This window comes from Pseudomonas inefficax, assembly GCF_900277125.1.
GTDB lineage: Bacteria > Pseudomonadota > Gammaproteobacteria > Pseudomonadales > Pseudomonadaceae > Aquipseudomonas > Aquipseudomonas inefficax.
Window position 1 is genome coordinate 251,586 of the sequence record NZ_OPYN01000164.1, and the last position, 25,585, is coordinate 277,170.

Annotated in this window: 22 protein-coding genes and 1 riboswitch; of the genes, 17 read left to right on the top strand and 5 right to left on the bottom strand. The window is 65.6% G+C overall.

What is annotated here, in order from left to right:
* The first annotated feature begins 13 nt into the window (after window positions 1-13).
* The 11 genes from JV551A3_RS19595 (at window position 14) to JV551A3_RS19645 (ending at window position 13,502) form a co-directional block, all read left to right on the top strand.
* Window positions 14-1,180 carry a DUF1624 domain-containing protein gene (locus tag JV551A3_RS19595; RefSeq protein WP_133971154.1) on the top strand — a complete coding sequence of 389 codons (1,167 nt, stop codon included), beginning with the start codon at window positions 14-16 and terminating at the stop codon, window positions 1,178-1,180.
* A gap of 28 nt (window positions 1,181-1,208) precedes the next feature.
* A riboswitch (cobalamin riboswitch) is annotated at window positions 1,209-1,406 on the top strand.
* Between the two features lie 111 nt (window positions 1,407-1,517).
* Window positions 1,518-2,528, top strand: coding sequence for an ABC transporter substrate-binding protein (locus tag JV551A3_RS19600; RefSeq protein ID WP_133971152.1), 1,011 nt, complete (start codon window positions 1,518-1,520; stop codon window positions 2,526-2,528).
* Window positions 2,528-3,544 (top strand): FecCD family ABC transporter permease, encoded by a 1,017-nt coding sequence (locus JV551A3_RS19605; RefSeq protein ID WP_133971150.1) that lies wholly within the window; start codon window positions 2,528-2,530, stop codon window positions 3,542-3,544. Before JV551A3_RS19600 ends, JV551A3_RS19605 begins: the two co-directional genes overlap by 1 nt.
* Complete coding sequence (locus tag JV551A3_RS19610; protein ID WP_133971148.1) at window positions 3,541-4,329, top strand: ABC transporter ATP-binding protein; 789 nt, start codon at window positions 3,541-3,543, stop codon at window positions 4,327-4,329. Before JV551A3_RS19605 ends, JV551A3_RS19610 begins: the two co-directional genes overlap by 4 nt.
* Window positions 4,330-4,345: 16 nt before the next feature.
* On the top strand, window positions 4,346-5,686 hold the full coding sequence (locus JV551A3_RS19615; protein ID WP_133971146.1) for an OprD family porin: 1,341 nt from the start codon (window positions 4,346-4,348) through the stop codon (window positions 5,684-5,686).
* Window positions 5,687-5,894: 208 nt separating this feature from the next.
* Window positions 5,895-6,374, top strand: a complete 480-nt coding sequence (locus JV551A3_RS19620) for a hypothetical protein (protein WP_112252401.1) — start codon at window positions 5,895-5,897, stop codon at window positions 6,372-6,374.
* A gap of 77 nt (window positions 6,375-6,451) precedes the next feature.
* Entirely contained in the window at window positions 6,452-8,023 is a 1,572-nt protein-coding gene (locus JV551A3_RS19625; protein WP_133971144.1) for a sensor domain-containing diguanylate cyclase, read from the top strand.
* Between the two features lie 229 nt (window positions 8,024-8,252).
* A complete protein-coding gene (locus JV551A3_RS19630) occupies window positions 8,253-9,029 on the top strand; it encodes a ParA family protein (RefSeq protein WP_133971142.1) in 777 nt (258 codons plus the stop codon).
* 174 nt (window positions 9,030-9,203) lie between these two features.
* Window positions 9,204-9,614: a DUF2946 family protein gene (locus JV551A3_RS19635; protein WP_133971140.1), complete on the top strand. Its 411-nt coding sequence runs from the start codon at window positions 9,204-9,206 to the stop codon at window positions 9,612-9,614.
* Between the two features lie 70 nt (window positions 9,615-9,684).
* Window positions 9,685-11,835 (top strand): TonB-dependent receptor, encoded by a 2,151-nt coding sequence (locus JV551A3_RS19640; protein WP_133971138.1) that lies wholly within the window; start codon window positions 9,685-9,687, stop codon window positions 11,833-11,835.
* 329 nt (window positions 11,836-12,164) lie between these two features.
* The gene (locus tag JV551A3_RS19645; protein WP_133971137.1) at window positions 12,165-13,502 is read left to right on the top strand and encodes an MFS transporter; all 1,338 of its coding nucleotides are present in this window, start codon (window positions 12,165-12,167) and stop codon (window positions 13,500-13,502) included.
* 134 nt (window positions 13,503-13,636) lie between these two features.
* On the opposite strand, the gene JV551A3_RS19650 is transcribed toward JV551A3_RS19645, so the two are convergent.
* From JV551A3_RS19650 to JV551A3_RS19660, 3 genes are all read right to left on the bottom strand, one after another.
* Window positions 13,637-16,783: an efflux RND transporter permease subunit gene (locus JV551A3_RS19650; protein WP_133971135.1), complete on the bottom strand. Its 3,147-nt coding sequence runs from the start codon at window positions 16,781-16,783 to the stop codon at window positions 13,637-13,639.
* Window positions 16,784-16,799: 16 nt separating this feature from the next.
* Window positions 16,800-17,999: an efflux RND transporter periplasmic adaptor subunit gene (locus tag JV551A3_RS19655; RefSeq protein WP_133971133.1), complete on the bottom strand. Its 1,200-nt coding sequence runs from the start codon at window positions 17,997-17,999 to the stop codon at window positions 16,800-16,802.
* Window positions 18,000-18,154: 155 nt separating this feature from the next.
* Window positions 18,155-19,375, bottom strand: a complete 1,221-nt coding sequence (locus JV551A3_RS19660) for a TolC family protein (protein WP_133979047.1) — start codon at window positions 19,373-19,375, stop codon at window positions 18,155-18,157.
* Window positions 19,376-19,697: 322 nt separating this feature from the next.
* Between JV551A3_RS19660 and aroQ the strand changes: the two genes are divergently transcribed.
* Both aroQ and JV551A3_RS19670 read left to right on the top strand, forming a co-directional pair.
* Window positions 19,698-20,147 carry a type II 3-dehydroquinate dehydratase gene (aroQ, locus tag JV551A3_RS19665; protein ID WP_133971129.1) on the top strand — a complete coding sequence of 150 codons (450 nt, stop codon included), beginning with the start codon at window positions 19,698-19,700 and terminating at the stop codon, window positions 20,145-20,147.
* Window positions 20,144-20,992, top strand: a complete 849-nt coding sequence (locus tag JV551A3_RS19670) for a shikimate dehydrogenase (RefSeq protein ID WP_133971126.1) — start codon at window positions 20,144-20,146, stop codon at window positions 20,990-20,992. The genes aroQ and JV551A3_RS19670 overlap by 4 nt, the downstream gene beginning before the upstream one ends.
* 116 nt (window positions 20,993-21,108) lie before the next feature.
* On the opposite strand, the gene JV551A3_RS19675 is transcribed toward JV551A3_RS19670, so the two are convergent.
* Together JV551A3_RS19675 and JV551A3_RS19680 are read right to left on the bottom strand one after the other, a co-directional pair.
* Window positions 21,109-21,639, bottom strand: a complete 531-nt coding sequence (locus tag JV551A3_RS19675) for a thioredoxin family protein (protein WP_133971124.1) — start codon at window positions 21,637-21,639, stop codon at window positions 21,109-21,111.
* Window positions 21,629-21,904, bottom strand: a complete 276-nt coding sequence (locus tag JV551A3_RS19680) for a DUF2790 domain-containing protein (protein WP_133971122.1) — start codon at window positions 21,902-21,904, stop codon at window positions 21,629-21,631. Before JV551A3_RS19680 ends, JV551A3_RS19675 begins: the two co-directional genes overlap by 11 nt.
* A 218-nt stretch (window positions 21,905-22,122) precedes the next feature.
* Between JV551A3_RS19680 and JV551A3_RS19685 the strand changes: the two genes are divergently transcribed.
* From JV551A3_RS19685 to JV551A3_RS19700, 4 genes are all read left to right on the top strand, one after another.
* The gene (locus tag JV551A3_RS19685) at window positions 22,123-22,863 is read left to right on the top strand and encodes a response regulator (RefSeq protein ID WP_003250463.1); all 741 of its coding nucleotides are present in this window, start codon (window positions 22,123-22,125) and stop codon (window positions 22,861-22,863) included.
* Complete coding sequence (locus JV551A3_RS19690; RefSeq protein ID WP_133971120.1) at window positions 22,860-24,146, top strand: sensor histidine kinase; 1,287 nt, start codon at window positions 22,860-22,862, stop codon at window positions 24,144-24,146. Before JV551A3_RS19685 ends, JV551A3_RS19690 begins: the two co-directional genes overlap by 4 nt.
* A gap of 255 nt (window positions 24,147-24,401) precedes the next feature.
* Complete coding sequence (locus tag JV551A3_RS19695) at window positions 24,402-25,037, top strand: ferric reductase-like transmembrane domain-containing protein (protein WP_133971118.1); 636 nt, start codon at window positions 24,402-24,404, stop codon at window positions 25,035-25,037.
* Window positions 25,034-25,522 carry an HvfX family Cu-binding RiPP maturation protein gene (locus tag JV551A3_RS19700; protein ID WP_133971116.1) on the top strand — a complete coding sequence of 163 codons (489 nt, stop codon included), beginning with the start codon at window positions 25,034-25,036 and terminating at the stop codon, window positions 25,520-25,522. Before JV551A3_RS19695 ends, JV551A3_RS19700 begins: the two co-directional genes overlap by 4 nt.
* The last annotated feature ends 63 nt before the right edge of the window (window positions 25,523-25,585 follow it).

Consider the following 25,585-nt stretch of genomic DNA (forward strand, 5'->3'; position numbering starts at 1 on the left):
TCAGCGACCTCCCATGACAAGCGCCAGCGCCACCCCCACCCTGCTCACCCAGCGCCTGCAGAGCATCGATGCCCTGCGCGGCCTTGTGATCCTGTTCATGCTCCTGGACCACGTCCGTGAGACCTTCTTCCTGCATCGCCAGGTCAGCGACCCGATGGCCATCGACGCCACCGAGCCGTCGCTGTTCTTCAGCCGCACCCTGGCCCACCTGTGCGCGCCGGTGTTCGTCATGCTGACCGGCCTGTCGGCCTGGCTATACGGCGAGAAACACCAGGGCCGCAGCGATGTCGCGGCGTTCCTGTTCAAGCGCGGGCTGTTCCTGGTGGCGCTGGAATTCACCCTGGTCAACTTCGCCTGGACCTTCCAGCTGCCACCCAGCGTCATCTACCTGCAAGTGATCTGGGCCATCGGCGTGAGCATGATCGCCCTGTCGCTGCTGGTGTGGTTGCCACGTGCCGCCCTGATCGCCCTGGGCGCAATCATCATCGCCGGCCACAACCTGCTCGATGGCCTGCACTTTGGCGCCGAATCCGCCCTGCATGTGCCATGGGCAATCCTGCATGACCGGGGCTGGCTGGAGTTCTCCGAAAGCCTGCGCCTGCGCACCTCCTACCCGGTGCTGCCGTGGATCGGTGTCATCGCCCTGGGCTACGGCCTGGGCCCCTGGTTCGCCCGTGGCAGCGGGGCCGGCCAACGCCAGCATCGCCTGCTGCTGGCCGGGCTGATCGCGCTGCTGGGCTTTGTCGTGCTGCGCCTGGTCAACGGCTACGGTGAGGCGCCGTGGAGCACTTACCCGGCCGTCACGCAAACCCTGATGAGCTTCTTCAACATCACCAAGTACCCGCCGTCGCTGCTGTTCCTGGCACTGACCCTGGGCTGTGGCCTGCTGTTGCTGCGCGCCTTCGAACGTGCCGGCCAGGCCCGCTGGATCAGTGCCCTGGCGGTGTTCGGCGCGGCACCGATGTTCTTCTACCTGCTGCACCTGTATGTGCTGAAGCTGCTGTACCTGGCCAGCCTGGCGCTGTTCGGCCGCAACCAGGGTGACTACTTCGGCTTCGACGGCATTGCCGCGGTGTGGCTCGCGGCAGTGCTGCTGGCGGTTTCGCTGTACCTGCCGGTGCGCTGGTTCGCCCGCCTGAAGGCGCGGCGGCGCGACATCACCTGGCTGAAGTACTTCTGAAAAGCGTTTTCACCCGGCGGCACGATGGTCTACCATGCCGGCCGCCGGTTTCCACCACGGAAACAATAGGGAATCCCAGGCCCGCCGATTCGGGCCAAACGGAACTGCCCCCGCAACTGTAGGTGCCGAGCCTGCTCCATCGATGCCACTGGGCCACGAACCCGGGAAGGCCGGAGCCAGGCAATGACGCACCAGTCAGGAGACCTGCCGGCCTACATTCACCAACCGGCGGGGTGTCCGGGATTGGCCATCAGTGTTGCCCCTGCCGCCAGTGGGGGCTCGGCGATGCCTGTCCGTGCGTTCCTCACCCGAACTGTCCGATAGGAGATCGCCCAGCATGCTGCCCCGTTTTGCCACCCTGCTCGCCGGCCTGGGCCTCACCGGCCTGGCCCAGGCTGCTGCCACCCACTACCCGCTGACGCTGGACAACTGCGGCAAGCCGCAAACCTTCGCCCAGGCGCCGCAACGCACGGTCACCATTGGCCAGGCCAGTACCGAGATGCTCTATGCGTTGGGGCTGGGCGACAAACTGGCTGCCACCTCGCTGTGGTTCAACAACGTGCTGCCCGAGTACCAGGTGCAGAACGCCAAGGTGCCGCGCCTGGCCGACAACGAGCCCAGCTTCGAGGCGGTAGTGGGCAAGCGCCCGCAACTGGTGACGGTGCAGTTCGAATGGATGGTCGGTGCCCAGGGCGTGGTCGGCACCCGCGAGCAGTTCGATGAACTGGGCATCCCCACCTACCTGCTGCCGTCAGACTGCGAAGGCAAGGACAACCTGGTAGGCGCCGATGGCACCCGCCTGCAGGCGTTCCAGGTCGATACCATCTACAAGAGCATCAGCCAGCTGGCGGCAATCTTCGACGTGCAGGACCGTGGCACCGCCCTGAATGCCGAGCTCGAAGGCCGCCTGGACAGTGCCAGGGCGCAGTTGGCCGGCAAGGACCTGTCCGCCACCTCGGCGCTGTTCTGGTTCTCCAGCGCCGACCTGCACATCGACCCCTACGTGGCGGGCCGCCAGGGGGTCGCCGACTTCATGCTGCGTACCCTCGGCGTGCGCAACGTGGTCGAGTCGAGCGAAGAATGGCCGACCGTAGGCTGGGAAACCCTGGCCAAGGCCAACCCCACCTGGCTGATCATTGCCCGCATGGACCGCCGCCGCTACCCCGCCGATGACTACCAGAAGAAGCTGGCATTCCTGCGTAGCGACCCGGTAACGCGCAACATGGACGCGGTGAAGCACGATCGCATCGTCATCCTCGACGCCGACGCCATGCAGGCAGGCATTCGCTTGTTCAGCGGCCTGCAGACGCTGGCCGCCGCCTTCGCCAGCGGCAAAGCGGCCCAATGATGATGCGCCTGTTACCCTGCATCGCCGTTGCCCTGGCCGCCCTGTTGGCCGCGCTGCTGGCCGGCACTGCCATCGGTGAAACCAACCTGGCGCCCGGCGTGGTCGGCCAGGTGCTGGCCAACCACCTGTGGCAGGCCGGCTACCCGGTCGACCCGATCGACGCCGGCATCGTCTGGAACTACCGCCTGCCCCGCACCCTGGTCGCTGCGGCCTGCGGTGCAGGCCTTGCCACCTGCGGCGTGATCCTGCAGGCACTGTTGCGCAACCCGTTGGCCGAGCCTTACCTGCTGGGGTTGTCTGCAGGCGCCTCGACCGGTGCGGTGCTGGTCGGCCTGCTGGGCTTCGGCAGCCTGGCGCTGAGCATGTCCGGCGGCGCCTTCATCGGCGCCCTGGCAGCGTTCGCTCTGGTACTGGTGCTGGCCCGGGCAGCTGGCCCTAGCAACAACAACGCCCAGGTGATCCTTGCCGGGATCGCCGGCTCGCAACTGTTCAACGCCCTTACCGCCTTCCTCATCACCATGTCGGCCACTGCCGAGCAGGCGCGCGGCATCCTGTTCTGGCTGCTGGGCAACCTCAGTGGCGTACGTTGGCCTTCGGTGTGGCTGGCCGTGCCAGTTGTACTGTTCGGGCTGTTGGTGTGCCTGTGGCATCGCCGTGCCCTGGATGCCTTCACCTTCGGTGCCGACTCGGCTGCGTCGCTGGGCATCCCGGTGCGGCGTACCCAGTTGCTGCTGATCAGCTGCGCGGCACTGGTGACCGCCGTGATGGTGTCCATCGTCGGCGCCATCGGTTTTGTCGGGCTGGTGATCCCCCATGCCCTGCGCCTGCTGCTCGGCCCCGGGCACAGCCGCCTGCTGCCAGCCAGCGCACTGGGCGGGGCCCTGTTCCTGATTGCCGCCGACATCCTGTCGCGCACCTTGATCCCTGGCCAGGTGGTCCCCGTTGGCGTGGTCACCGCGCTGCTTGGCGCACCGGTCTTCGCGCTGATCCTGGTCAGCCGCCGGGGGCACCCATGACGGTCATGACGGCGGTACGGATGGCCCCCTTGAGCTGCCACGACCTGGGGCTGCAACTGGCCGGCAACACCGTGCTCAGCGATATCGGGCTGAGCGTTGTCGCCGGTGAAACCCTGGGCATCGTCGGCCCCAACGGCTCGGGCAAATCCTCGCTGCTGAAGGTACTGGCCGGGCTGCGCAAGCCAGGCAGCGGCAGCGTGCAGTTGCAGGGCGAACCGCTGGCACGGTTGCCCCGCCGCCGTGTCGCCCAGGCCCTGGCACTGGTCGAACAGCAGGCCGACACCCTCGATGCGATCAGCGTGTTCGACGCCGTTGCCCTGGGCCGCACACCCTGGCTGTCGGCGCTGGCGCCGTTTTCCCGGGAAGATCGCGCGATCGTCGAACAGGCCCTGGCCGACCTCGACGCCCTGCACCTGCGCGCACGCCTGTGGGGGTCACTGTCCGGTGGCGAGCGCCAGCGCGTGCACATCGCCCGTGCCTTGGCACAGCGGCCGCAGGTGCTGCTGCTGGACGAGCCGACCAACCACCTGGATATCCAGCACCAGCTGAGCCTGTTGCAACAGGTGCAGGCACTGCCGGTGACCAGCTTGGTAGCCCTGCACGACCTCAACCAGGCGCTCACCTGCGACCGCGTCGCGGTGCTCGACAAGGGCCGCCTGGTCGCATTGGGCAAACCGCTCGAGGTGCTCACCCCCGAGCGCCTGCTGAACACCTTCGGCGTGCACGCCCATTACCTTATCGACCCCTTCGACGGCGCGCACATCCTGCGTTTTCGCGCCCCCTGAACAGGAAGTTCTGCCCATGCCGCGCCCTGTCGCCCTGCTGCTTGCCAGCGCCCTGCTCGCGCCCCCAGCGCTGGCCGACTCCGCCCAGTCGCAAAGCAACGGCTTCATCGAAGATGGCCGCTGGAGCCTGCTCAACCGCAGCGTATTCGACCAACGCGACTACAAGCATGGCGGGCGCAACAGTGCCGGGCGCAACGCCTACAAGCCGCGCAATCAACGCAGCGGCAAGGCCGAGGAATGGGCCTATGGCCTGATGGGTACCTTTCGGTCCGGATTCACCCAGGGGCTGATCGGTGTCGGGGTCGACGCCCACGCCTACCTGGGTGTGCAACTCGACAGCGGCGGCGGGCGCGTGGGCAAGGCACGCTTGCTGGGGGTGGATAACGAGGGGCACCCGAAAAACGAATACAGCCGTGCCGGCGCGGCAGTGAAACTGCGCATGTCCGATACCGTGCTGTCCTACGGTGAGCAACGGGTCAAGACTCCGGTGTTCAGCTCCTCCGACAGCCGCCTGCTGCCCGAGACCGCATCCGGGTTCTTCCTTGACAGCACCGAGTTCGACAACCTCAGGCTGGTTGCCGGGCACTTCAACGAAAGCGCCGACCGCAACGCTTCCAGCCATGACCAGGGCTTCGTGGTGAACTACTCCAATGGTCGCCAGGGCAACAGCTTCGACCTGGCCGGCGTAGTGTGGAACCCCGGCGCCGCCTTCAGCGGCAGCCTGTACACCTCACGCTACGAGGACAGCTGGAACCAGCATTACCTGGGCAGCACCCTAAGCCATGCCCTTGATGAGCGCCGCAGCCTCACCCTCGACCTCAACCTGTACCGCACCACCGACATCGGCAAGGCGCTGTCCGGGCGCATCGACAACACCACCTGGAGCCTGGTCTCGCGTTACCACCACGGGCCGCATGGTTTCAGCCTGGGCTGGCAGCAGGTGGACGGCAACACGCCGTTCGACTACGTGACGCGAGGGGCGATCTTCATCGCCAACGCGGTGCAGATGTCGGACTTCAACGCACCGAACGAGAAGTCGTGGCAGGCGCGCTATGACCTGAACATGGGCGCCTACGGCGTACCGGGGTTGAACCTGACGGCGTTGTACGTGCGCGGGTTCGATATCGACGGCAGCCATGTCGACCCTGCGGGCGGCTACGCGTACCTGGGGTATGGCAAGGGGGGCAAGCATTGGGAGCGCGACCTCGAGGCACGGTATGTGGTGCAGAGCGGCAAGGCCAAGGGCACCGCGTTTTCGCTGCGGCATAACGTGCATCGGGGCAATACGGCGCAGGCGGAGCTGGATGGGGACCAGATACGGTTGGCGGTGGAATGGCCGTTGGGGGGTGGGTTCTGATGTTTCGCGTTGTCTGAATGGGGCTGCTTTGCAGCCCATCGCGACACAAGGCCGCTCCTACAGGGGATTCGCGCAAAAATCCGGCCAGGCGCGCTCCCTGTAGGAGCGGCCTTGTGTCGCGATGGGCCGCACAGCGGCCCCCAAAATCCATCAGGCAACCACAACTGCCGTATAATCGGCAGCACTCACTGCCCAACCAGGCCACACCATGCCTCGCCTCCAGAAGTTGCTGTTACCCCTGCTGCTGGCTGCAGCCCTCACCGCCTGCGATCAGAAACCCTCCCGCGAAGAACAGATCCTGGCCCAACTGCCGCTGCAGGATGCCTACACGCACAATATCGAGCGCATGGCCGCGCTGCTCGGCCGCACGCACCCGCAGCTGTCGCAGGCGACGATCCAGGGCGTGCTGCGCAAGCACCTGACGGTCGAGGACCAGCGCCAGGACCTGTTCCGCCTGTACAGCGAAAAGAACTTCAGCGATGCCGAGTTCGCCACCATCGTCGAGGCCACCCAGGACCCGGCCAAGGCCCGCGCCCTGGAAGACACCGAGGCAGGCAAGCGCCTGAGCGAGAAGCTCACCGCCCTGATGCGCGAATCGGCCCGCGACGCGAAGGTGCAGGCCCTGGCCGAGCAGCGCATGCAACAGGTTGAAGACGAGCTGGACGCGCTGGAAGACGCAGGCTCCTAAGGCGGTTCCCCACTGCGCCCACAAAGCGTAAGGTTGTGCCCATTTCCTAGCTGTTTTTCGATCACCCGAGGTCAGGATTGCCACACGCCAAGCACGGACTGCGCCTGGATCTACGCACACTCATTCTGGTGCTTTGCGCCCTTACCGCCGTGGTCATGCTGTGCGCCAGCTATTTCGCCAGTTACCGGGTGCAACGCCAACTGCTGATCGACCATGCCCTGGAAGCCAACCGGGTGTATGCGATGAAGCTGGCCAGCATCACCGAGACCTTTATCGGCAACGCCTTGCAGCAGCTGTCGTTCAGCGCCGGCGTGCAAGGCCGACAGCTGGGTGACGCCGTCGCCCTGCAGGCGGAGACCGAGCGCGTCCTCAGCCAGAGCATGGCTTTCAACTCCACGTTCGTGATCGATGCCGACGGGGTACTGCTGGCGATTTCCCCCCCGCCCTTGCGGCACCTGGTCGGCAGCCACATGCACTCGCCCGGTGTCCAGGAGGCGCTGCAGGCGCGCCGCCCACTGGTGTCGACGCCCTACATGTCGGCGGCCAACAATCTGGTGGTGGCGCTGTCGCAACCCATTTTCGACAGCAACGGCCGCTACCTGGGGTATGTCGGCGGCAGCCTGTACCTACGTGAACGCAACATCCTCAACAGCCTGCTGGGCGAGCATTTCTACAAGGACGGTTCCTACCTGTACGTGGTCGACCGCAACCGCCGCCTGCTGTACCACCCCGACAGCCAGCGCGTGGGTACGGTGGTTGAAGGCAACGCATTGATCGATCAGCTGGCGACCCTGGGCAGTGGTACCCGGCAATTGTCCAACAGCCTGGGCGTGGAAATGCTCGCCGGGTTCGCCACCGTGCCCAGCGCCGGTTGGGGCGTGGTGGCGCAGCAGCCGCTGACCCAGACGGTGACGCCACTGAGCCACCTGATCCTCAACGTGGTCGGCACCTCCGTGCCGTTGGCGCTGGTGGGCAGCGTGCTGCTGTGGTGGTTGGCCATGACCATCGCCCGCCCGCTGTGGCAGCTGGCCGCCGGCGCCCGCTCGATGGACCGGGCCGGCACTGCCGAGCGCCTGCATCGGGTACCGGCCTGGTACTTCGAGGCGGCCGAGCTGAAGCGCGCGCTGCTGTTCGGGCTGAACCTGCTGCATGAACGCATCGGCCGGCTCAACCGTGACGCCCAGACCGACCCGCTGACCGGCCTGGGCAACCGTCGTAGCCTGGAGTTCAGCCTGTCGTTGCTGGAAGCCGAGGGTCGGGCGTTTGCGGCGATCGTGCTGGATGTCGACCATTTCAAGCGGGTAAACGACGGCTACGGGCACGAGGTGGGTGACCAGGTGCTGCGCCGGCTGGCGGAACTGATGCGCCGCTGCTGCCGCGAGGGTGACTTGCTGTGCCGCACCGGCGGCGAGGAGTTCCTGATGCTGCTGCCGGGGGCCAGCCTGGACGTTGCCGCAGTGGTGGCCGAGCGGCTGCGGGTAACGGTGCAGGATACGCCGGTGGAACCGGTGGGGGCAGTGACGGTGTCGCTGGGAGTGGCGCATTGGGATGGCGAGGCAGAGAGCGAACCAGGGGATGCGTTGAGCGAGGCTGACCGGGCGCTTTACCGGGCCAAGCAGGAGGGGCGCAACCGGGTAGTGGTTGCCTGAGCGCTTTTGCTTGCCTGGTCCGGCCCTTTCGCGGGCACGCCCGCTCCCACAAGTACCCCACTGCTCTCAAGGTCGGTGCATAACCTGTGGGAGCGGGTTCACCCGCGAAAGGGCCGGCACAAACAATGATGAATGGGCAGGTTGTAACATTACCTGTCATAAAACTGTCTTGTTCCAGTCATAGGATTGACCCCAGCCTGACATTTTTCACTTCATGGATGAGCGTCTCATGCGTCGTGTGGTTTTCAATCAGAAAGGTGGCGTCGGAAAGTCCAGCATCGCCTGCAACCTTGCCGCCGCCAGTGCCGCCGAAGGCTACCGGACCTTGCTGGTAGACCTGGACCCGCAGGCCAATGCCACCTACTACCTGACCGGCCTGGTCAATGACGCCATTCCTTCCGGCATCGCCGATTTCTTCCGCCAGACCTTGTCGCCAGTCACCGCTGCCGGCAAGAAGCACCGGGTTGCGATCACCGAAACCCGCTACCGCAACCTGCATCTGATCACCGCCAGCCCCGACCTTGGCGACCTGCAAGGCAAGCTGGAGAGCAAGTTCAAGATCAACAAGCTGCGCAAGCTGCTGGTGGAACTGGGCGAGGACTACGAGCGGATCTACATCGACACCCCGCCAGCGCTCAACTTCTATACCTTCAGTGCGCTGGTGGCGGCCGAGCGGCTGTTGATCCCGTTCGACTGCGACAGCTTCTCGCGCCAGGCCCTGCACTGCGTCATGGCCGAGGTCGAAGAACTGCGCCAGGACCACAACCCGGCCTTGCAGGTGGAAGGCGTGGTGGTCAACCAGTTCGCCGGGCGCACCGCGCTGCACCAGACCCTGGTCGAGCAACTGCGCAGCGAAGGCATGCCGGTGCTGCCGGTGTACCTGAGCAGTTCGATCAAGATGCGTGAATCGCACCAGGCCTCGGTGCCACTGGCGCACCTGGCGCCGCGGCACAAACTGGCGCTGGAGTTTGTCGATTTGCTGGATGTACTGGAGCGTGCGGCCTGACAGAACCCTGGGGGCGCTTTGCGCCCCTTTCGCGACGCAAGGCCGCTCCCACAAAGACCGCGCCGCCATTGAAGGCTGTGCACGGCCTTGTGTCGCGATGGGCTGCAAGGCAGCCCCAAAATATCAATCCCGAAGCACTACCCGACCGTTCGTCCGGATGGTAGATTCGCCGTCATGAAAACCACCCGGCACACCCGCACGCTGACCGCCTGGACGCTCTACGCCAGCGTCCTGTTCAGCCTGGTTCTGTGCGGCCTGCACCATGGCCAGATGGGTGGCCTGCGCCTGGCCGGCCTGGAAGGCGGTTTCTGCTCGATCAACAGCGAACACGGCGTAGCCATCGACCTGGATAGCGCCGGCGGCGACCAGCACATGGCACAGCTCGACTGCCCGGTGTGCTCCTCGTTCGGCCTGGCCGTACCGCTCAGCAGCGGCGGCTGGTCGTTCACCCCGGCGCAAGCCGTGGCCAGCTCGCCCAACGTGGTGCGCAGCTGGGCGCAGCCGCCGCCGCGCTATCAACGCCCCGCCCTCAATCCCCGCGCCTCCCCCGTCGCTTTCCCCGCAGCCGTACTTCATTTCGCCTGACCTCAGCCGGGCGCGCCTGACTGTGCGCGCTCGCGGTCAGCCATGACCTTTGCGTGGAAGACACATCAACATGCTTCGCAATACCTCCCTGGTGCTCCTCATGGGCACCTGCAACCTTGCCTGGGCGGATGCTGCCCCGGTGGAACTGAGCGCCACCACCATCGACGGTGAACGCGACGCGGCCAGCGGCGTGCAACTGGACGAGCCGATCCGCACCGGCTCGCGCCTGGGCCTGACCGCGCGGGAAACGCCGGCCTCGGTCAGTGTCTCGGACCGCCGCCTGATCGAAGAGCGCGGCGCCAAGGACAGCCAGGACGTGATCAACGCCATGACCGGCGTCAACGCCTCGGCCAACCCCGGCTTTGGCGGCTTCGTCGCCTATCGCGGCTTCACCCAGAACCAGGTTACCCAGTTGTACAACGGCATCAACCTGGGCTACAGCAGCGCCACCCGGCCCGTGGATGCCTGGGTACTCGACCGCGTCGAACTGATTGGCGGGCCGTCGTCGTTCCTGCATGGTGCGGGCGCGGTGGGCGGCTCGATCAACTACATCACCAAGCTGGCCAGCCGCGATCAGCAGACCATCGACGGCCGCATCCGCTACGGCAGCTTCGACGACAGCGAAGTGGCGTTCGGCATCAACCAGGCACTGGCCAGCAACCCCGCCGATGCCCGCCACTTCATGCGCCTGGACTTCAGCCGTGGGCATGGCAACGGCTACATCGACCGCAACGAACGGCACACCGACAGCCTGGCCTTCTCGTTGCTGAGCGACCTCACGCCCAACCTCACCCACACCCTGGCCCTGGAATACCAGGAAGACCGCGAAGACAGCCCTTACTGGGGCTCGCCGATCCTGCCTGGGCGCAGCACGATGAAGATCGACAACAGCCGCCGTTTCGAAAACTACAACGTCGGTGACGGGCGCTATGAGCAGCGGGTACGCTGGCTACGCTCGATCCTCGACTACCAGCTCAGCGACAGCACCAGCGTGCAGAACACGCTGTACCACTACAACGCCCAGCGCGATTACCGCAACCTCGAACGTTACAGCTACACCAACGATGGCAGGGTACAGCGCAGCAGCCCTTACCTGCAGCGCCACGACCAGAACCTGCTAGGCGACCGCATCGAGCTGCGCCACGACAACCAGCTGTTCGGCCTGGCCAGCCAGTGGTCACTGGGGCTGGAGTATTCGCGCATGCGCCAGACCCTCTACCCTACCTCGAGCAGCTGGAGCGACGTGGTCGATGCCGAGCACTTCGACCCCGGCAGCTTCGACGACATCCCCGGGGTGAATGCCGGCCTGACCAAGCAACGCCGCCACGAGGTGACCAACCGCGCGGTGTTTGCCGAAAACCGCCTGCAACTCACCGAACGCCTGGCCCTGCTGACCGCCCTGCGCTACGACTACCTGGACATGCAAGTGACCAACTATGGCGCGGTAACGCCAACCTCGCCGGCGTACTTCGAACGGCGCTGGGAGCCGCTTTCCGGGCGTATCGGCCTGACCTATGCGCTGACCCCGTCCGCCAGCCTCTATGCGCAGTACAGTACCTCTGCCGACTTGCCGGCCGGCTCGCTGGCAGCAGCGACCTATTCCAACGTCGGGCTGTTCGACCTGTCGAAGGGCGAGCAGTGGGAAGTGGGCAGCAAGTTCGACTTTCTCGACGGGCGCGGTGCGGCCACGCTGGCGCTGTACCAGATCGTGCGCAAGGACTTTGCCGTGCGCGACTCCAACGACGCCAACCTCACGGTCCAGGCCGGGCAGCAGACCTCGCGTGGTGTCGAGTTGTCCGGGCGCCTGCAGGTGACGCCGAAGCTGCTGGCCGAGGCCAACTATGCCTATGTCGATGCGCAGTACGACGAGTTCAACGAGGCAGTCAACGGTGTATCGGTGTCGCGCAAGGGCAACGCACCGGTGAACGTACCCGCCAACGTCGCCAACCTGTGGCTGACCTACAGCCTGACCCCGGCGTGGTCGGTGGGGGCGGACGGGCGCTACGTGGGCTCGGTGTATGCCGACAATGCCAACAGCCTCAAGGCCCCGGCCTACACCCTGTTCGGTGCGTTCGCCCGCTACCGGCTGGATGAACACACCACGCTGACCGGGCGGGTACGCAACCTGACCGATGAGGTGTATGCCAAGCAGGCCTACAACAGCCAGTACTACATGGGGCCGCCGCGTACCTTCGAACTGGCGCTGGATATGCGTTTCTGAGCGCATGGCCTGTCTTGCATGAACATCCTGCCCTGCATCGGCTTTTGTGGGAGCGGCCTTGCGTCGCGAAAGGGTCGCAGAGCGGCCCCGGCGATGTCAGTGGCGAAGCTGCAATCGAGGGGCTGCTGCGCAGCCCTTTCGCGACACAAGGCCGCTCCCACAGTGGACCGCGCCAAGCGAACAACTCGCGGTTGAATCAGGCATCCCGAGGTCGCCCTCGACAAAGCGCCCTGCAGCGCCCGGCTATCTACTGGCAAGCACAACAATGATGGCGCGGCCCGACCGCGCCACTTTCATCATGCCTGCCAATGGAACCGGAGAGCACTCGCATGCCCGCACCTCACGAGGTATCCCCCGCCACCCTGCGCCGGGTGATCGCCGCCTCGGCCATCGGCAATTTCGTCGAATGGTTCGACTTCGCCGTCTACGGCTTTCTCGCTACCCTGATCGCCAGCCAGTTCTTCGCCAGCCAGGACGCCAGCGTGGCCTTGCTCAAGACCTTTGCGGTGTTTGCCGTGGCCTTCGCCCTGCGCCCGCTGGGCGGCATCGTGTTCGGCGCGCTGGGTGACCGCCTGGGGCGCAAGCGCATCCTGTCGCTGACCATCCTGCTGATGGCCGGCTCCACGACCCTCATCGGCCTGCTGCCGACCTACGCCAGCATCGGCCTGGCAGCCCCCGCGCTGCTGACCCTGGCGCGCTGCCTGCAGGGCTTTTCCGCTGGTGGCGAGTATGCCGGGGCCTGCGCCTACCTGATGGAGCACGCGCCAAACGACAAGCGCGCCTTCTATGGCAGCTTCGTGCCGGTGTCGACCTTTTCCGCCTTTGCCTGCGCGGCAGTGATCGCCTATGGCCTGGAAGCCAGCCTGTCGGCCGAGGCGATGAATGCCTGGGGCTGGCGCATACCGTTCCTGATCGCCGCGCCATTGGGGCTGGTCGGCCTGTACCTGCGCTGGCGCATGGAAGAAACCCCCGCGTTCCGCGAAGCCATCGCCCAAGGCAAGGAGCATGAACATTCGCCGCTCAAGGAAACCCTGCGCAACCATGGCCGGGCGATCCGCAACCTGGGGGCCTTCATCTCGCTGACCGCGCTGTCGTTCTACATGTTCACCACCTACTTCGCTACCTACCTGCAACTGGTCGGCAACCTGACCCGCGCGCAATCGCTGCTGGTAACCACCGTGGCCCTGCTGTTCGCCGCGGTCGGCTGCCCGCTGGCCGGGGCATTCTCGGACCGCGTCGGGCGGCGCAAGACCATCGGCTTTACCTGCCTGTGGGTGATGCTGTGCGTGTTCCCGGCGTACTGGCTGGCCAGCTCCGGCTCGATGTCCGGGGCGCTGCTGGGGGTGATCCTGCTGGCGGTTGGCGCGTTGTGCAGTGGCGTGGTCACGGCGGCATTGCTGTCGGAAAGCTTCCCCACCCGTACCCGCTATACCGCTTCGGCAATTACCTACAACGTGGCCTATACGCTGTTCGGCGGCACCGCGCCGTTGGTGGCGACCTGGCTGATCGGGCAGACCGGCAGCAGCCTGGCACCGGCCTTCTACCTGGTGGTGATTGCGCTGGTGGCGCTGGTGGGCGGGTTGTCGTTGCCGGAAACTTCGCGGATTTCGTTGCATGATGAGGCTGGGGGCGACGGTGCAAGGGCTGGGGCTCGTCGTACTGTTTGAGAATTTGGGGCCGCTCTGCGGCCCATCGCGACACAAGGCCGCTCCTACAGGGGATCGCATCAGCCGCAAATTGACGCAAACCCTTGTAGGAGCGGCCTTGTGTCGCGATGGGCTGCAAAGCAGCCCCAAAACGCTCAACCCTCCTGCACCTCTTCCCGCCGATACGCCCATTGATACAACGCCGGCAACACCAGCAAGGTAAGTGCAGTAGAAGACAGAATCCCGCCAATCACCACGGTCGCCAGCGGCCTCTGCACCTCGGCCCCGGTGCCGGTAGCCAAGGCCATCGGGATGAACCCCAGCGACGCCACCAGTGCCGTCATCAGCACCGGCCGCAAGCGCGTCAGCGCGCCTTCCTCGACCGCTGCCCGCAGCGTGCGTCCTTCTTCCCGCAGGCCACGGATAAAGGCGATCATCACCAGCCCGTTGAGCACCGCCACGCCCGACAAGGCAATGAACCCCACGCCAGCGGAAATGGACAACGGAATGTCCCGCAACCACAGCGCCAGCACCCCGCCGGTAAGGGCGAACGGGATGCCGGTGAATACCAGCAGGCCATCCCTGAGGTTGTTGAACATCATCAGCAACAGCGCCATGACCAGCAGCAAGGCCACCGGCACCACCACCTGCAGGCGCTTGGCCGCCGACTGCAGCTGCTCGAACTGGCCGCCCCAGCGGGTCCAGTAACCCGGCGGTATCTGCACCTGCTCGATCAGCGTCTGTTCGGCCTGCTCGACGAACGAGCCCAGGTCACGCCCGCGCACATTGGCACTGACCACCACCACTCGCTTGCCATCCTCGCGGCTGACCTGGTTCGGCCCCAGCTGCAGGTTCAGCGTGGCTACCTGCGACAGCGGGATAAAGCCGATTTGCCCGGCTCCCGCAGCGGTACTGGCCGGCACCGGAATCAGCAGGCTGGCCAGCCCATCGACATCGGTGCGCAGGGTTTCCGACAGGCGCACCACCATGTCGAAACGGCGGTCACCTTCGTACAGCGTGCCGGCCGTGCGGCCACCCACGGCAATGGCAATGGCGTCCTGCACATCGCCCACGTTCAGGCCATGGCGGGCTGCCTTGTCGCGGTCGATATCGATGGTCAGCACCGGCAGGCCAGTGGTCTGCTCGACCTTTACCTCGGACGCGCCCGGCACGCCTTGCAGGCTGCTGGCGATCTGCACGGCGGTACGGTTGAGCACCTCCATGTCATCACCGAACAGCTTCACCGCCACATCGCTGCGCACCCCGGAAATCAGCTCGTTGAAGCGCAGCTGAATCGGCTGCGACAGCTCGTGGTTGCTGCCCGGCACGCTGGCGGCGGCACGTTGTACCTCGGCAATCAGCTCATCACGCGGCTTGCCCGGGTCGGCCCATTGCTCACGCGGGCGCAGCATCACATAAGCATCGGAAATGTTCGGCGGCATCGGGTCGGAGGCGATCTCGGCAGTGCCCGTGCGGGCGAACACCCGCTCCACTTCCGGCACCTGGGCGATGATCGCCTGTTCCAGACGCTGCTGCATGTCGACCGACTGCGACAGGCTGGTGCCCGGCACGCGCAAGGCCTGCAGGGCGAAGTCGCCTTCGCTGAGGCTGGGGATGAACTCGCTGCCCATGCGGCTGGCCATCAGCCCGGACAACAACACCAGGGTGGCAGCGGCAGCGAACGCCAGCTTGCGCCGGCCCAGCACCCAGGCCAGCACCGGGGCATAGCGCTGACGCGCCGTGCGCATTACCAGGCCCTCCTCTTCCTTGACCTTGCCGGTGACGAACAGGGCAATGGCCGCCGGCACGAAGGTAACCGAGAGGATCATGGCACCGAGCAGGGCGGTGACCACGGTGAAGGCCATGGGGTGGAACATCTTGCCTTCCACCCCGGTCAGGGCAAAGATCGGCAGGTACACCACCATGATGATCAGCTGGCCGTAGATCAGCGGCCGGCGCGCCTCACGGGCGGCAGCGAATACTTCATGGAAGCGCTCGCTGCGGGTGAGCATGCGGCCATGGCGCTGCTGGGCGTGGGCCAGGCGGCGGATGGCGTTTTCCACGATCACCACCGCGCCGTCGACGATGATGCCGAAGTCCAGGGCGCCCAGGCTCATCAGGTTGGCGCTGACCTTGTTGCTGAACATGCCGGTGAAGGTGAACAGCATCGACAACGGAATGACCATGGCGGTGATCAGCGCAGCGCGGATGTTGCCCAGGAACAGGAACAACACGGCGATGACCAGGATGGCGCCTTCGACCAGATTCTTCTTCACCGTGGCGATGGCCTTTTCCACCAGGTTGGTGCGGTCGTACACCGTAACAGCGACCACGCCCTTGGGCAGGTTGCGGTTGATCTCGACCAGCTTGGCGGCGACCGCCTGGGACACCGTGCGGCTGTTCTCGCCAATCAGCATGAACACCGTGCCCAGCACCACTTCCCGGCCGTTTTCGGTGGCCGCGCCCGAGCGCAGCTCTTCGCCAAGGCCGACCTGGGCAACATGGCTGACGCGGATTGGCGTGCCATCGACACTGGAGATGACGATATTGGCGATGTCCTCGGCCGACGCCACCTGGCCTGGCGCGCGAATCAGCAACTGCTCGCCATTGCGCTCGATGTAGCCGGCACCGACGTTGGCGTTGTTGCGCTCCAGCGCCGCGATCAGGTCGTTGAGGGTGAGTTTGTAGGCCGCCAGGCGCTTGGGCTCCGGCGCAATCAGGTACTGCTTGGCATGGCCGCCGATGCTGTTGACCTCGGCCACTCCGGGCACGTTGCGCAGCTGCGGCTTGATGATCCAGTCCTGGATCACCCGCAGGTCAGTCGGGGTATACGGCGTGCCGTCCTCCTTCAGCGCGCCCTGCTCGGCTTCCACCGTCCACAGGAAGATTTCACCCAGCCCGGTGGAAATCGGCCCCATGCCCGCTTCGATGCCCTCGGGCAACTGCTCGCGTGCCACCTGCAGGCGCTCGTTGACCAGTTGACGGGCGAAGAACAGGTCGGTGTCGTCGTCGAAAATGACCGTGACCTGGGACAGGCCCGAACGCGATAGCGAGCGGGTCTGCTTGAGCCCGGGCAGGCCGGCCATGGCGGTCTCGATGGCGAAGGTGATGCGCTGCTCGGTCTCCAGCGGCGAATAGCCGGGCGCGGCGGTGTTGATCTGCACCTGGACGTTGGTGATGTCCGGTACAGCGTCGATCGGCAGTTTCTGGTAGCTGTGGATACCCACCGCGGCCATCAGCACCACGGCCAGCATCACCACCAGGCGCTGCTCGATGGCGAATTGGATCAGGCGTTCGAACATGCAGGTGTCCCCGTTATCAATGGCTGTGCTCGGCCGAGCCCTTGCCCAGTTCGGACTTGAGGACAAAGCTGCCGGCAGCGGCCACCTGGGTTCCGGCGGCAAGGCCGGTGGTGATTTCCACCTGGCCGGCGTCGCGGCGGCCGGTCTTCACCGGGCGGGCCTCGAAGCCTTCCTCGGTCCGAGCAAACACCACGGTCTGCTCCTCCCAGGTTTGCAGGGCGCTTTCCGGTACCACCACGGCGGCGTCGAAGCGTTCGACGCTGACCGCGATATTGACGAACAGCCCTGGGCGCCAGGCGCCGTTGGGGTTGGCCAGCGTGGCGCGGACAGTGGCGGCACGGTTCTGCTCGCCGAGCAGGCTGCCGACGTAGTTGACCTTGCCCTCGACCTGGGCGCCCAGGTCCGGCGCGCTGACCGTGACATTGCGGCCTGTGGTGACCTTGTCCAAGTCGCGCGGGGCGACGGCGAAGGTAGCCCAGACGCGGCTCAGATCAGACAGGGTGAAGGCATTGCTGGTCTCATCGACCACCTCGCCCACGGTCAGGTGCTTTTCCACCACCACTGCATCGAACGGCGCGCGCAGTTCATAGCGGTTGCCGGCGCCGGCCGGCCCCACGGCGGCGACCTTTTGCCGGGCGTTGGCCAAGGCAATCTCGGCTTCCTGCAACGCCTGACGGGCCTGCAGGTAATCCTGCTCGGCGCTGATGCGTTCCTGCCACAGTTGTTGTTCACGCTGGAAGGTCAGGCGCGCCAGTTCCAGGCGGCGCTGGGCAGCCTGCTGTTCGCTGCGCAGGTCGGAAATCTGCTGGCTGGCGATTACCGCCAGCACCTGACCACGCTTGACCGCCTGGCCCAGTTCGGCTTGCACCGACTCGACCACACCAGGCACGCGTGGCACGACGTGGGCGGTGCGGTCCTCGTCGAAGCGGATTTCACCCGGGAAGCTGATGGCGGTGCCCAGTTCACGAGGGCCGGCATCGGCCAGTTGCACACCGGCGGCCTCAATCTGGGCGGAGGACAGGTGCAGCTTGCCCTCCTCCTGTTCGTGGCCTTCGCCGGCCTGTTGCTCGCCGTGGCCATGGCTGTCTTCGCCGAGGTCGTCGTGCCGGGCTTCAGTGCTCGACGCGATGCCGAGGTTGCCGGTCCAGGCCAGGCCACCGAGGCCAAGCGCGGCAATGGCCATGGCCAGTAGGGCGAGCTTGCGTGGGTTGTTCATTGTTGCTCCTGCGGTTGAATGCAAAGTCTGCGCTGATGCCATCGCCTGTTGGGGCGGCCTTGTGTCGCGACCGGGCCGCAGAGTGGCCCCGGCAATGTGCATGCCGTCGAGAACCTGGGGCCGCTCTGCGGCCCGATCGCGACACAAGGCCGCTCCTACCGTGAACCGAGGTCACCATAGATCCGCTCGACCTGCGCCCGCGCGTCGGTCGCCGTGGCCAGCGCCTCGAGGTACAGCCCGCGCGCCTCGATCAGCGTGCGCTGGGCGTCGAGTACATCGAGAAAGGCGAACTTGCCCATTTCGAAACCGCGTGTGGCAGTGTCCACGGCCTGCTGGGCAGAAGGCAGGATGGTGCGGTCGTAGGCCTGCACTTCCTGCATGGCCGTGGCCCACTGGCTAACGGCGCTGCGGGTTTCGCTGCGCAAGCGCAGCTCCACGGCGTTGCGCAGGTCACGGGCCTGGTCGGCGCGGCGGGCCGCGGCCAGCACGTTGCCCTGGTTACGGTCGAACAGCGGCAAGGGCATCGACAGGCCCACCACATTGACCCGCTCGCGGTCTTCGCGGCTGTACTGGCTGCCAAGGCTGACGGTGAGGTTGGGGATGCGCAGGGCCTTTTCCGACCCCAGGGACGCTTCGCCACGCTCGACCTGGGCTGCGGCCAGGCGCCATTCGACAGTCTGCTCGACCTGGTCGAGCAGGGCGTCGGCGCTGGGCGCATCACCAGGGGACAGGTTGGCTGCCTGCAACTGGTCGAAGCTTGCCAGCGGGCTGCCGGTCAACCGTGCCAAGGCCTGGTAGGCCACACTGCGCTGGGTTTGCGCACGGCGCACTTCGGCCTGGGCCTGAGCCAGCTGCACCTGGGCCCGGGTGGCCTCAACGGGCGATGACTGGCCAGCGGTCACCCGCCCCTGCACCACCCGCAGTCCACGCTCGGTCAATGCCTGCGATTGCTGCGCCAGCTCCAGCGCGGTTTGCGCGCGCAGGGCCGCGTGGAAGGCCTGCACCACATCGGCGCGCAGGCCGTTGCGCTGGCGCTCCAGGTCCAGTTGGGCAATGGCCTGCCCGGCACCGGCCACGGCGATGCGTGCGCCGCGCTTGCCGCCCAGCTCCAGCGGTTGGCTGAGGGTGACAGTGGTGGTGCTGGTGTCACGGCGGGTGTCCTCGACCTCCCAGGACAGTTCCGGGTTGGGGATCAACCCGGCCTGGCGCCGCTCGCCATCGGCAATGCCGATTTCCCGGCCGGCCGCGGCAAGCTCCGGGTTCTGGGCAAAGGCGGCATCAAGCGCCTGGGGCAGGCTCAGGCTCTGGTTGCCTTGGGCGCTGGCGGCGCCAGCAAGCAACAGGCAGAGCAAGGCGGTCTTGCGGGGGATGGGCACGAAACAGGTCCTCGTCGGCGAGCTTTGGCGAGGGACTGTAGAAAACCGTGCTTATCGGGGCGGTGGCGGGAAAATTACAATTTTGTAATCCAGCTGCATTCTCTTTGTAGGAGCAGCCTTGTGCTGCGAAGAGGCCGGTATTGTCTCAGCAGATGTAATGGCATTGCCGGCCTCTTCGCAGCACAAGGCTGCTCCTACAGAGGGTGTGTTGAGGGTTCGATAATCGCCCACTTTCCGGGTGCAGCGGTTTAGTCCAATTGACTAAACTAACCAGGCGGTACAAAACTAAACGCATCCAACAACAACAAAGCGATGCCCCGTCATGAAGCCCATTATTCTCGTGCTCAACGGCCCTAACCTGAACATGCTGGGCACCCGTGAGCCTGCACAATACGGCTACGAAACCCTCGCCGACCTGGCCAAGGGCTGTGCCGATACCGCCCATGCCCACGGCCTGGAAATCGAATTCCGTCAAACCAACCATGAAGGCGAACTGATCGACTGGATCCATGCCGCCCGTGGCCGCTGCGCCGGCATCGTGATCAACCCCGGTGCCTGGACTCACACTTCGGTGGCCATTCGCGATGCCCTGGTAGCCAGCGAAGTGCCGGTCATCGAAGTGCACCTGTCCAACGTGCACAAGCGCGAACCGTTCCGTCACCTGTCGTTCGTATCGTCCGTCGCCGTCGGGGTCATCTGCGGCCTGGGCAGCCATGGCTACCGCATGGCCCTCAGCCACTTCGCCGAAATGCTGCAGGAGCACAGCGCATGAGCCAGCAGGCCATCCTCGCCGGCCTCATCGGCCGCGGCATCCAGCTCTCGCGCACCCCAGCCCTGCACGAACACGAAGGTGATGCCCAGGCGCTGCGCTACCTGTATCGGCTGATCGATGCCGACCAGTTGCAACTGGACGACAACGCCCTGCCCGGCTTGCTCGACGCCGCCCAGCACACCGGTTTCACCGGGCTCAACATCACCTACCCGTTCAAGCAGGCGATCCTGCCGTTGCTCGACGAACTGTCGGACGAAGCCCGCGGCATCGGCGCGGTGAACACCGTGGTGCTCAAGGACGGCAAGCGGGTTGGCCACAACACCGACTGCCTGGGCTTTGCCGAAGGCTTGCGTCGTGGCCTGCCGGATGTGGCACGGCGCCAAGTAGTGCAGATGGGTGCCGGTGGTGCAGGCTCGGCCGTCGCCCATGCCTTGCTGGGTGAAGGGGTCGAGCGGCTGGTACTGTTCGAAGTGGACGCGGCCCGGGCGCAGGCCCTGGTGGACAACCTGAATGGCCATTTCGGTGCCGGGCGTGCCGTGCTCGGCACCGACCTGGCCACGGCCCTGGCCGAGGCGGACGGGCTGGTCAACACCACGCCGGTGGGCATGGCCAAGCTGCCGGGCACACCGCTGCCGGTGGAGCTGCTGCATGCGCGCCTGTGGGTGGCGGAAATCATCTACTTCCCGCTGGAGACCGAACTGCTGCGCGCTGCCCGGGCACTGGGCTGCCGCACCCTGGATGGCAGCAACATGGCCGTTTTCCAGGCGGTGAAGGCGTTCGAACTATTCAGCGGGCGCCAGGCGGATGCGGAGCGGATGCAGGCGCATTTTGCCAGTTTCACCTGACGGATCGGTGTTGGCTTCTTCGCGGGTAAACCCGCTCCCACAGGGTTCGCACAGTCTGCAAGCGGTGCAGTACCTGTGGGAGCGGGCAAGCCCGCGAAGAGGCCGGCACAGACAACTCATCCTTTCTCATCCAGCAACGCCTGTATCACCTGCTCCTGCCCACCATAATCCCCTTCGCCAAAGTGCACATGGCGCACCTGCCCCTTGCGGTCGACAAAGTAGTGTGCCGGCCAGAACTGGTTGCCCCAGGCATTCCACACCTTGTAGTCGTTATCCACCGCCACCGGGTAACCGATCCCCAGCCTGGCCACCTTGTCACGCAAGGTGCCCACATCGTGCTCGTAGTCATACTCCGGGGTGTGCACACCGACCACCACCAGACCCTGGTCGGCATAGCGCCGCGCCCATTCGTTCACATGCGGCAGGCTGCGTCGGCAGTTGATGCAGTCCCAGGTCCAGAAGTCCACCAGCACCACCTTGCCCTTGAGCCCGGGGCCATCCAGCGGCGCCGAGTTCAGCCACTGGCTGGCGCCCGACAGCGACGGCATGGCACCGTAGCTGTCGCGGGCCATCAGGTGCCCGGCCAGGCCCAGGCCGGCCAGCACCACCGCAATTCCGCCAACCAACAAGCGGCGATCAATTTTCATGGCAACCGCCGGTGGCGTAGGTACGGTACTGCACGCTCTGCTGCTGGCCCTTGGAGTCGAGGTAGTCCATGCGGGTGTTCACCAGGCCGCAGGCGTCGCTCTGGTCATCCTGTATCGACAGCACTTTCTTCACATCCAGGTTATCACCGTAGCGGTACTGCATGACCCCGGAATCGTCCATCGGCATGGTGGAAGCCTGAGCGGCAATGGCGCCGAAGCCGAGCACGGCGAACAGGGTGGCACGGGCGAAGGTGTTGAAGTTCATGGCATCTCTCCTGGTAACGCTTGAGGGTGGGGAGTTGTGCTCCCCGGTCGAGAGCCATTTCACGCCGGCCAGGTATCCCGCATGTGTCGCCCGAAGCTGTGATGTGCTTCCTCCTGTGTCTGTACATATGCCAGATACACTGCAATACAAAGCCCCGCAGGCAAGCGCGAACGCGCTCGGTACACTGCGCCCATCCCTTTTGCACAGGAACGCAGCGCATGGAACATGTCGATCACATCCTGATCGTCGACGACGACCGCGAAATCCGCGAACTGGTCGGCAACTACCTGAAGAAGAACGGCCTGCGCACCAGCATCGTCGCCGACGGCCGGCAGATGCGCGCCTTTCTCGAAGCCAACAGCGTGGACCTGATCGTCCTCGACATCATGATGCCCGGCGACGACGGCTTGCTGTTGTGCCGCGAACTGCGCGCCGGCAAGCACCGCAATACCCCGGTGCTGATGCTGACCGCCCGCAACGACGAAACCGACCGTATCATCGGCCTGGAAATGGGCGCCGACGATTACCTGACCAAGCCGTTCTCGGCCCGCGAACTGCTGGCCCGTATCAACGCCGTGCTGCGCCGCACGCGCATGCTGCCGCCCAACCTGACCATCAGCGAAAGCAGCCGCCTGCTCGGCTTCGGCCAGTGGCGGCTGGACACCACCGCGCGCCATCTGCTCGACAGCGAAGGCACCCTGGTAGCCCTGAGTGGTGCCGAATACCGCCTGCTACGGGTGTTTCTCGACCACCCGCAGCGGGTACTCAGCCGTGAACAGTTGCTCAACCTGACCCAAGGCCGCGAAGCCGACATCTTCGACCGTTCCATCGACCTGCTGGTCAGCCGCCTGCGCCAGCGCCTGGGTGACGACGCGCGCGAGCCCAGCTGCATCAAGACCGTGCGCAGCGAGGGCTACGTGTTCTCGCTGCCGGTGCAACTGCTCGAGTCGCCATCATGAAGTGGCCACGTACCCTGGCCTCGCGCCTGGCACTGATCTTCTTCACCGGCCTGGTGCTGGCCTACGGACTGTCGTTTGGTCTGCAGGCGTACGAACGCTACATCAGCAGCCGCTCGATGATGCTCAGCACCCTGGAGCAGGACGTGGCCACCTCGGTGGCCATCCTCGACCGCCTGCCTGCGGCCGAACGCGCCGCGTGGTTGCCGCGCCTGGAGCGGCGTACCTACCGCTACCGGCTGGACCAGGGCCTGGCGGGCGAAGCCATGCCGACCAGCGACCCGCCCATGGCCGCCGACTCGATCGTCAAGGCCATTGGTGCCGACTATCGCCTGTCCTTCCAGGAAATCCCCGGCCCGAATGCGCACTTCCAGGCACATCTGACCCTGGCCGATGGTGCACCGCTGACCATCGACGTAACCCCATCGCCGGTCCCTGTGGCACGTTGGCTGCCCGTGGTCCTGCTGATCCAGTTGGCCGTGCTGTTGCTGTGCACCTGGCTGGCGGTACGCCTGGCGATCGGCCCGCTGACCCGCCTGGCCCGCGCGGTGGACAACCTCGACCCGGACAAGCCTGGCGTAAAACTGGATGAAAGCGGCCCGCGCGAGGTGCGCTACGCCGCCGCGGCCTTCAACGCCCTGCAGGCGCGCATCGCTGCCTATCTCAAGGAACGCATGCAGTTGCTGGCGGCCATTTCCCACGACCTGCAAACGCCGATCACGCGCATGAAGCTGCGTGTCGAAGTGATGGACGAAGGGGTGGAAAAGGACAAGCTGTGGAGCGACCTTGGCGAGATGGAACACCTGGTGCGTGAAGGCGTGGCCTATGCCCGCAGCATGGACACCAGCACCGAGGCACCGTGCCGGGTCAACCTCGATGCGTTCCTCGACAGCCTGGTGTTCGACTACCAGGACAGTGGCGCCCAGGTCGAGCGCCATGGCAGCAGCGGCAGCCTGCTGGAAACCCGCCCGCATGCACTGCGCCGGGTGCTGGTGAACCTGGTGGACAACGCCCTCAAGTTTGCCGGTGCTGCCGAGCTGGAGGTATGTCGCGAGGGTGACCTGACCGTGATCCGCGTGCTCGACAACGGGCCAGGCATACCCGGTGACGAACTGGATGAAGTGCTCAAGCCGTTCTATCGCGTGGAAGGCTCACGCAACCGCAGTACCGGCGGTACCGGACTGGGGTTGGCGATTGCCCACCAGCTGATCCAGGCCATGGGCGGTCGACTGACCCTGAGTAACCGCGCAAGCGGCGGGCTGTGCGCGCAGATCGAACTCAAATGAATGGCTCGCAGTCCTTTGTAGGAGCGGCCTTGTGTCGCGATCGGGCCGCAAAGCGGCCCCGGCAATTTATGCTGCGAAGCTGAAAACCTGGGGCCGCTTTGCGGCCCGATCGCGACACAAGGCCGCTCCTACAGGGAATGCGGCGCTTGAGCGACTTCTACAATCCGATACACAACCCCACCACCGCCGACACACTGCAGATACCCCACCCCCACACACTCCCGGTTACATAACCACACCCCGGGAGCCTCCCTGATGAAACCCCTCACCCTTCCCTCCGGCTGGAGGCTGTTCGCCACGCTGGCCGGCCTGACCCTGGCGATGACCGCCGTGGTGCTGGCCAGCCAACCTGATCCGGACGGCCTGCGCAGCGCGATCCGTGCCACTGCGCGCAGCTCCTTCGCGCTATTCCTGCTGGCCTTCCTGGCCTCGTCGCTGGTGACCTTGCTGCCTGGCACCAGCAGCCGCCGCATCCTGCAGGAACGGCGCTACCTGGGGTTGGCATTCGCCTTTTCCCACACCGTGCATGGGGTACTGATCTACCGCTACGCCCAGCAATTCCCCGAGCTGTTCTGGGCCGGCCGCACACTCACCTCCAGCCTGCCCGGCACCCTCGGCTATCTGTCCCTGCTGCTGCTCACCATCACCTCGTTCAAGGCCCCGATGCGCCTGTTGGGTGGCCGTGCCTGGCAGGCGCTGCACAGCACCGGCATGTGGGCACTGGCCGCGGTGTTCTGCCTGTCGTTCTACAAACGCATCCCCATGGGTGGCTGGTACCCGCTGGCGTTCGCCCTGATGTTCAGCGCCATCGCCGTCAAGCTCACCGCCAAGCTGGCCCGCCAGCAACGCCGTAACGCCCGTGTACTTCCTGAAGAGAGAAAACCAGCATGACCACCTTGACCCGCACCCTGACCACCTTCGACCGTTTCGGTACCTGGAGCGCCGACCTGCCGTTGCGGCTGTTCCTGGCCTGGGAATTTTTCGAATCCGGCTGGGAGAAATTCAATGGCAGCAACTGGTTCGCCGACCTGCAAGCGAACTTCCCGTTCCCCTTCAACCTGCTACCTGCAGAGCTGAACTGGCAGCTGTCGATGTGGGCGGAGCTGATCCTGCCGTTATTGCTGTTGCTGGGGCTCGGTACCCGGCTGGCCTCATTGGGGCTAATGGTGGTGACCGTGGTGGCGATCGCCGCGGTGCATTGGCCGGCGCACTGGTCGAGCCTGGCCGAGCTGGCCCAAGGGTATGCGATTACCGACCAGGGCTTTGGCAACTTCAAGTTGCCGCTGATCTACCTGGTGGCGTTGCTGCCGCTGCTGCTGAAAGGGGCTGGGCGGTTGAGCCTGGATCATTGGCTGAGGGCGCGGTTCTGCAGGTGAGAACGCCGGAGCTGCTTTGCAGCCCATCGCGACACAAGGCCGCTCCTACAGGGATCGCGTATC

What these genes read in the sequence shown, in the direction of transcription:
- JV551A3_RS19595 (WP_133971154.1), top strand. Translation starts at nt 14, where the DNA reads ATGACAAGCGCCAGCGCCACCCCCACCCTGCTCACCCAGCGCCTGCAG.
- JV551A3_RS19600 (WP_133971152.1), top strand. Translation starts at nt 1,518, where the DNA reads ATGCTGCCCCGTTTTGCCACCCTGCTCGCCGGCCTGGGCCTCACCGGC.
- JV551A3_RS19605 (WP_133971150.1), top strand. Translation starts at nt 2,528, where the DNA reads ATGATGCGCCTGTTACCCTGCATCGCCGTTGCCCTGGCCGCCCTGTTG.
- JV551A3_RS19610 (WP_133971148.1), top strand. Translation starts at nt 3,541, where the DNA reads ATGACGGTCATGACGGCGGTACGGATGGCCCCCTTGAGCTGCCACGAC.
- JV551A3_RS19615 (WP_133971146.1), top strand. Translation starts at nt 4,346, where the DNA reads ATGCCGCGCCCTGTCGCCCTGCTGCTTGCCAGCGCCCTGCTCGCGCCC.
- JV551A3_RS19620 (WP_112252401.1), top strand. Translation starts at nt 5,895, where the DNA reads ATGCCTCGCCTCCAGAAGTTGCTGTTACCCCTGCTGCTGGCTGCAGCC.
- JV551A3_RS19630 (WP_133971142.1), top strand. Translation starts at nt 8,253, where the DNA reads ATGCGTCGTGTGGTTTTCAATCAGAAAGGTGGCGTCGGAAAGTCCAGC.
- JV551A3_RS19635 (WP_133971140.1), top strand. Translation starts at nt 9,204, where the DNA reads ATGAAAACCACCCGGCACACCCGCACGCTGACCGCCTGGACGCTCTAC.
- JV551A3_RS19640 (WP_133971138.1), top strand. Translation starts at nt 9,685, where the DNA reads ATGCTTCGCAATACCTCCCTGGTGCTCCTCATGGGCACCTGCAACCTT.
- JV551A3_RS19645 (WP_133971137.1), top strand. Translation starts at nt 12,165, where the DNA reads ATGCCCGCACCTCACGAGGTATCCCCCGCCACCCTGCGCCGGGTGATC.
- JV551A3_RS19650 (WP_133971135.1), bottom strand. Translation starts at nt 16,783, where the DNA reads ATGTTCGAACGCCTGATCCAATTCGCCATCGAGCAGCGCCTGGTGGTG.
- JV551A3_RS19655 (WP_133971133.1), bottom strand. Translation starts at nt 17,999, where the DNA reads ATGAACAACCCACGCAAGCTCGCCCTACTGGCCATGGCCATTGCCGCG.
- aroQ (WP_133971129.1), top strand. Translation starts at nt 19,698, where the DNA reads ATGAAGCCCATTATTCTCGTGCTCAACGGCCCTAACCTGAACATGCTG.
- JV551A3_RS19670 (WP_133971126.1), top strand. Translation starts at nt 20,144, where the DNA reads ATGAGCCAGCAGGCCATCCTCGCCGGCCTCATCGGCCGCGGCATCCAG.
- JV551A3_RS19675 (WP_133971124.1), bottom strand. Translation starts at nt 21,639, where the DNA reads ATGAAAATTGATCGCCGCTTGTTGGTTGGCGGAATTGCGGTGGTGCTG.
- JV551A3_RS19680 (WP_133971122.1), bottom strand. Translation starts at nt 21,904, where the DNA reads ATGAACTTCAACACCTTCGCCCGTGCCACCCTGTTCGCCGTGCTCGGC.
- JV551A3_RS19685 (WP_003250463.1), top strand. Translation starts at nt 22,123, where the DNA reads ATGGAACATGTCGATCACATCCTGATCGTCGACGACGACCGCGAAATC.
- JV551A3_RS19690 (WP_133971120.1), top strand. Translation starts at nt 22,860, where the DNA reads ATGAAGTGGCCACGTACCCTGGCCTCGCGCCTGGCACTGATCTTCTTC.
- JV551A3_RS19695 (WP_133971118.1), top strand. Translation starts at nt 24,402, where the DNA reads ATGAAACCCCTCACCCTTCCCTCCGGCTGGAGGCTGTTCGCCACGCTG.
- JV551A3_RS19700 (WP_133971116.1), top strand. Translation starts at nt 25,034, where the DNA reads ATGACCACCTTGACCCGCACCCTGACCACCTTCGACCGTTTCGGTACC.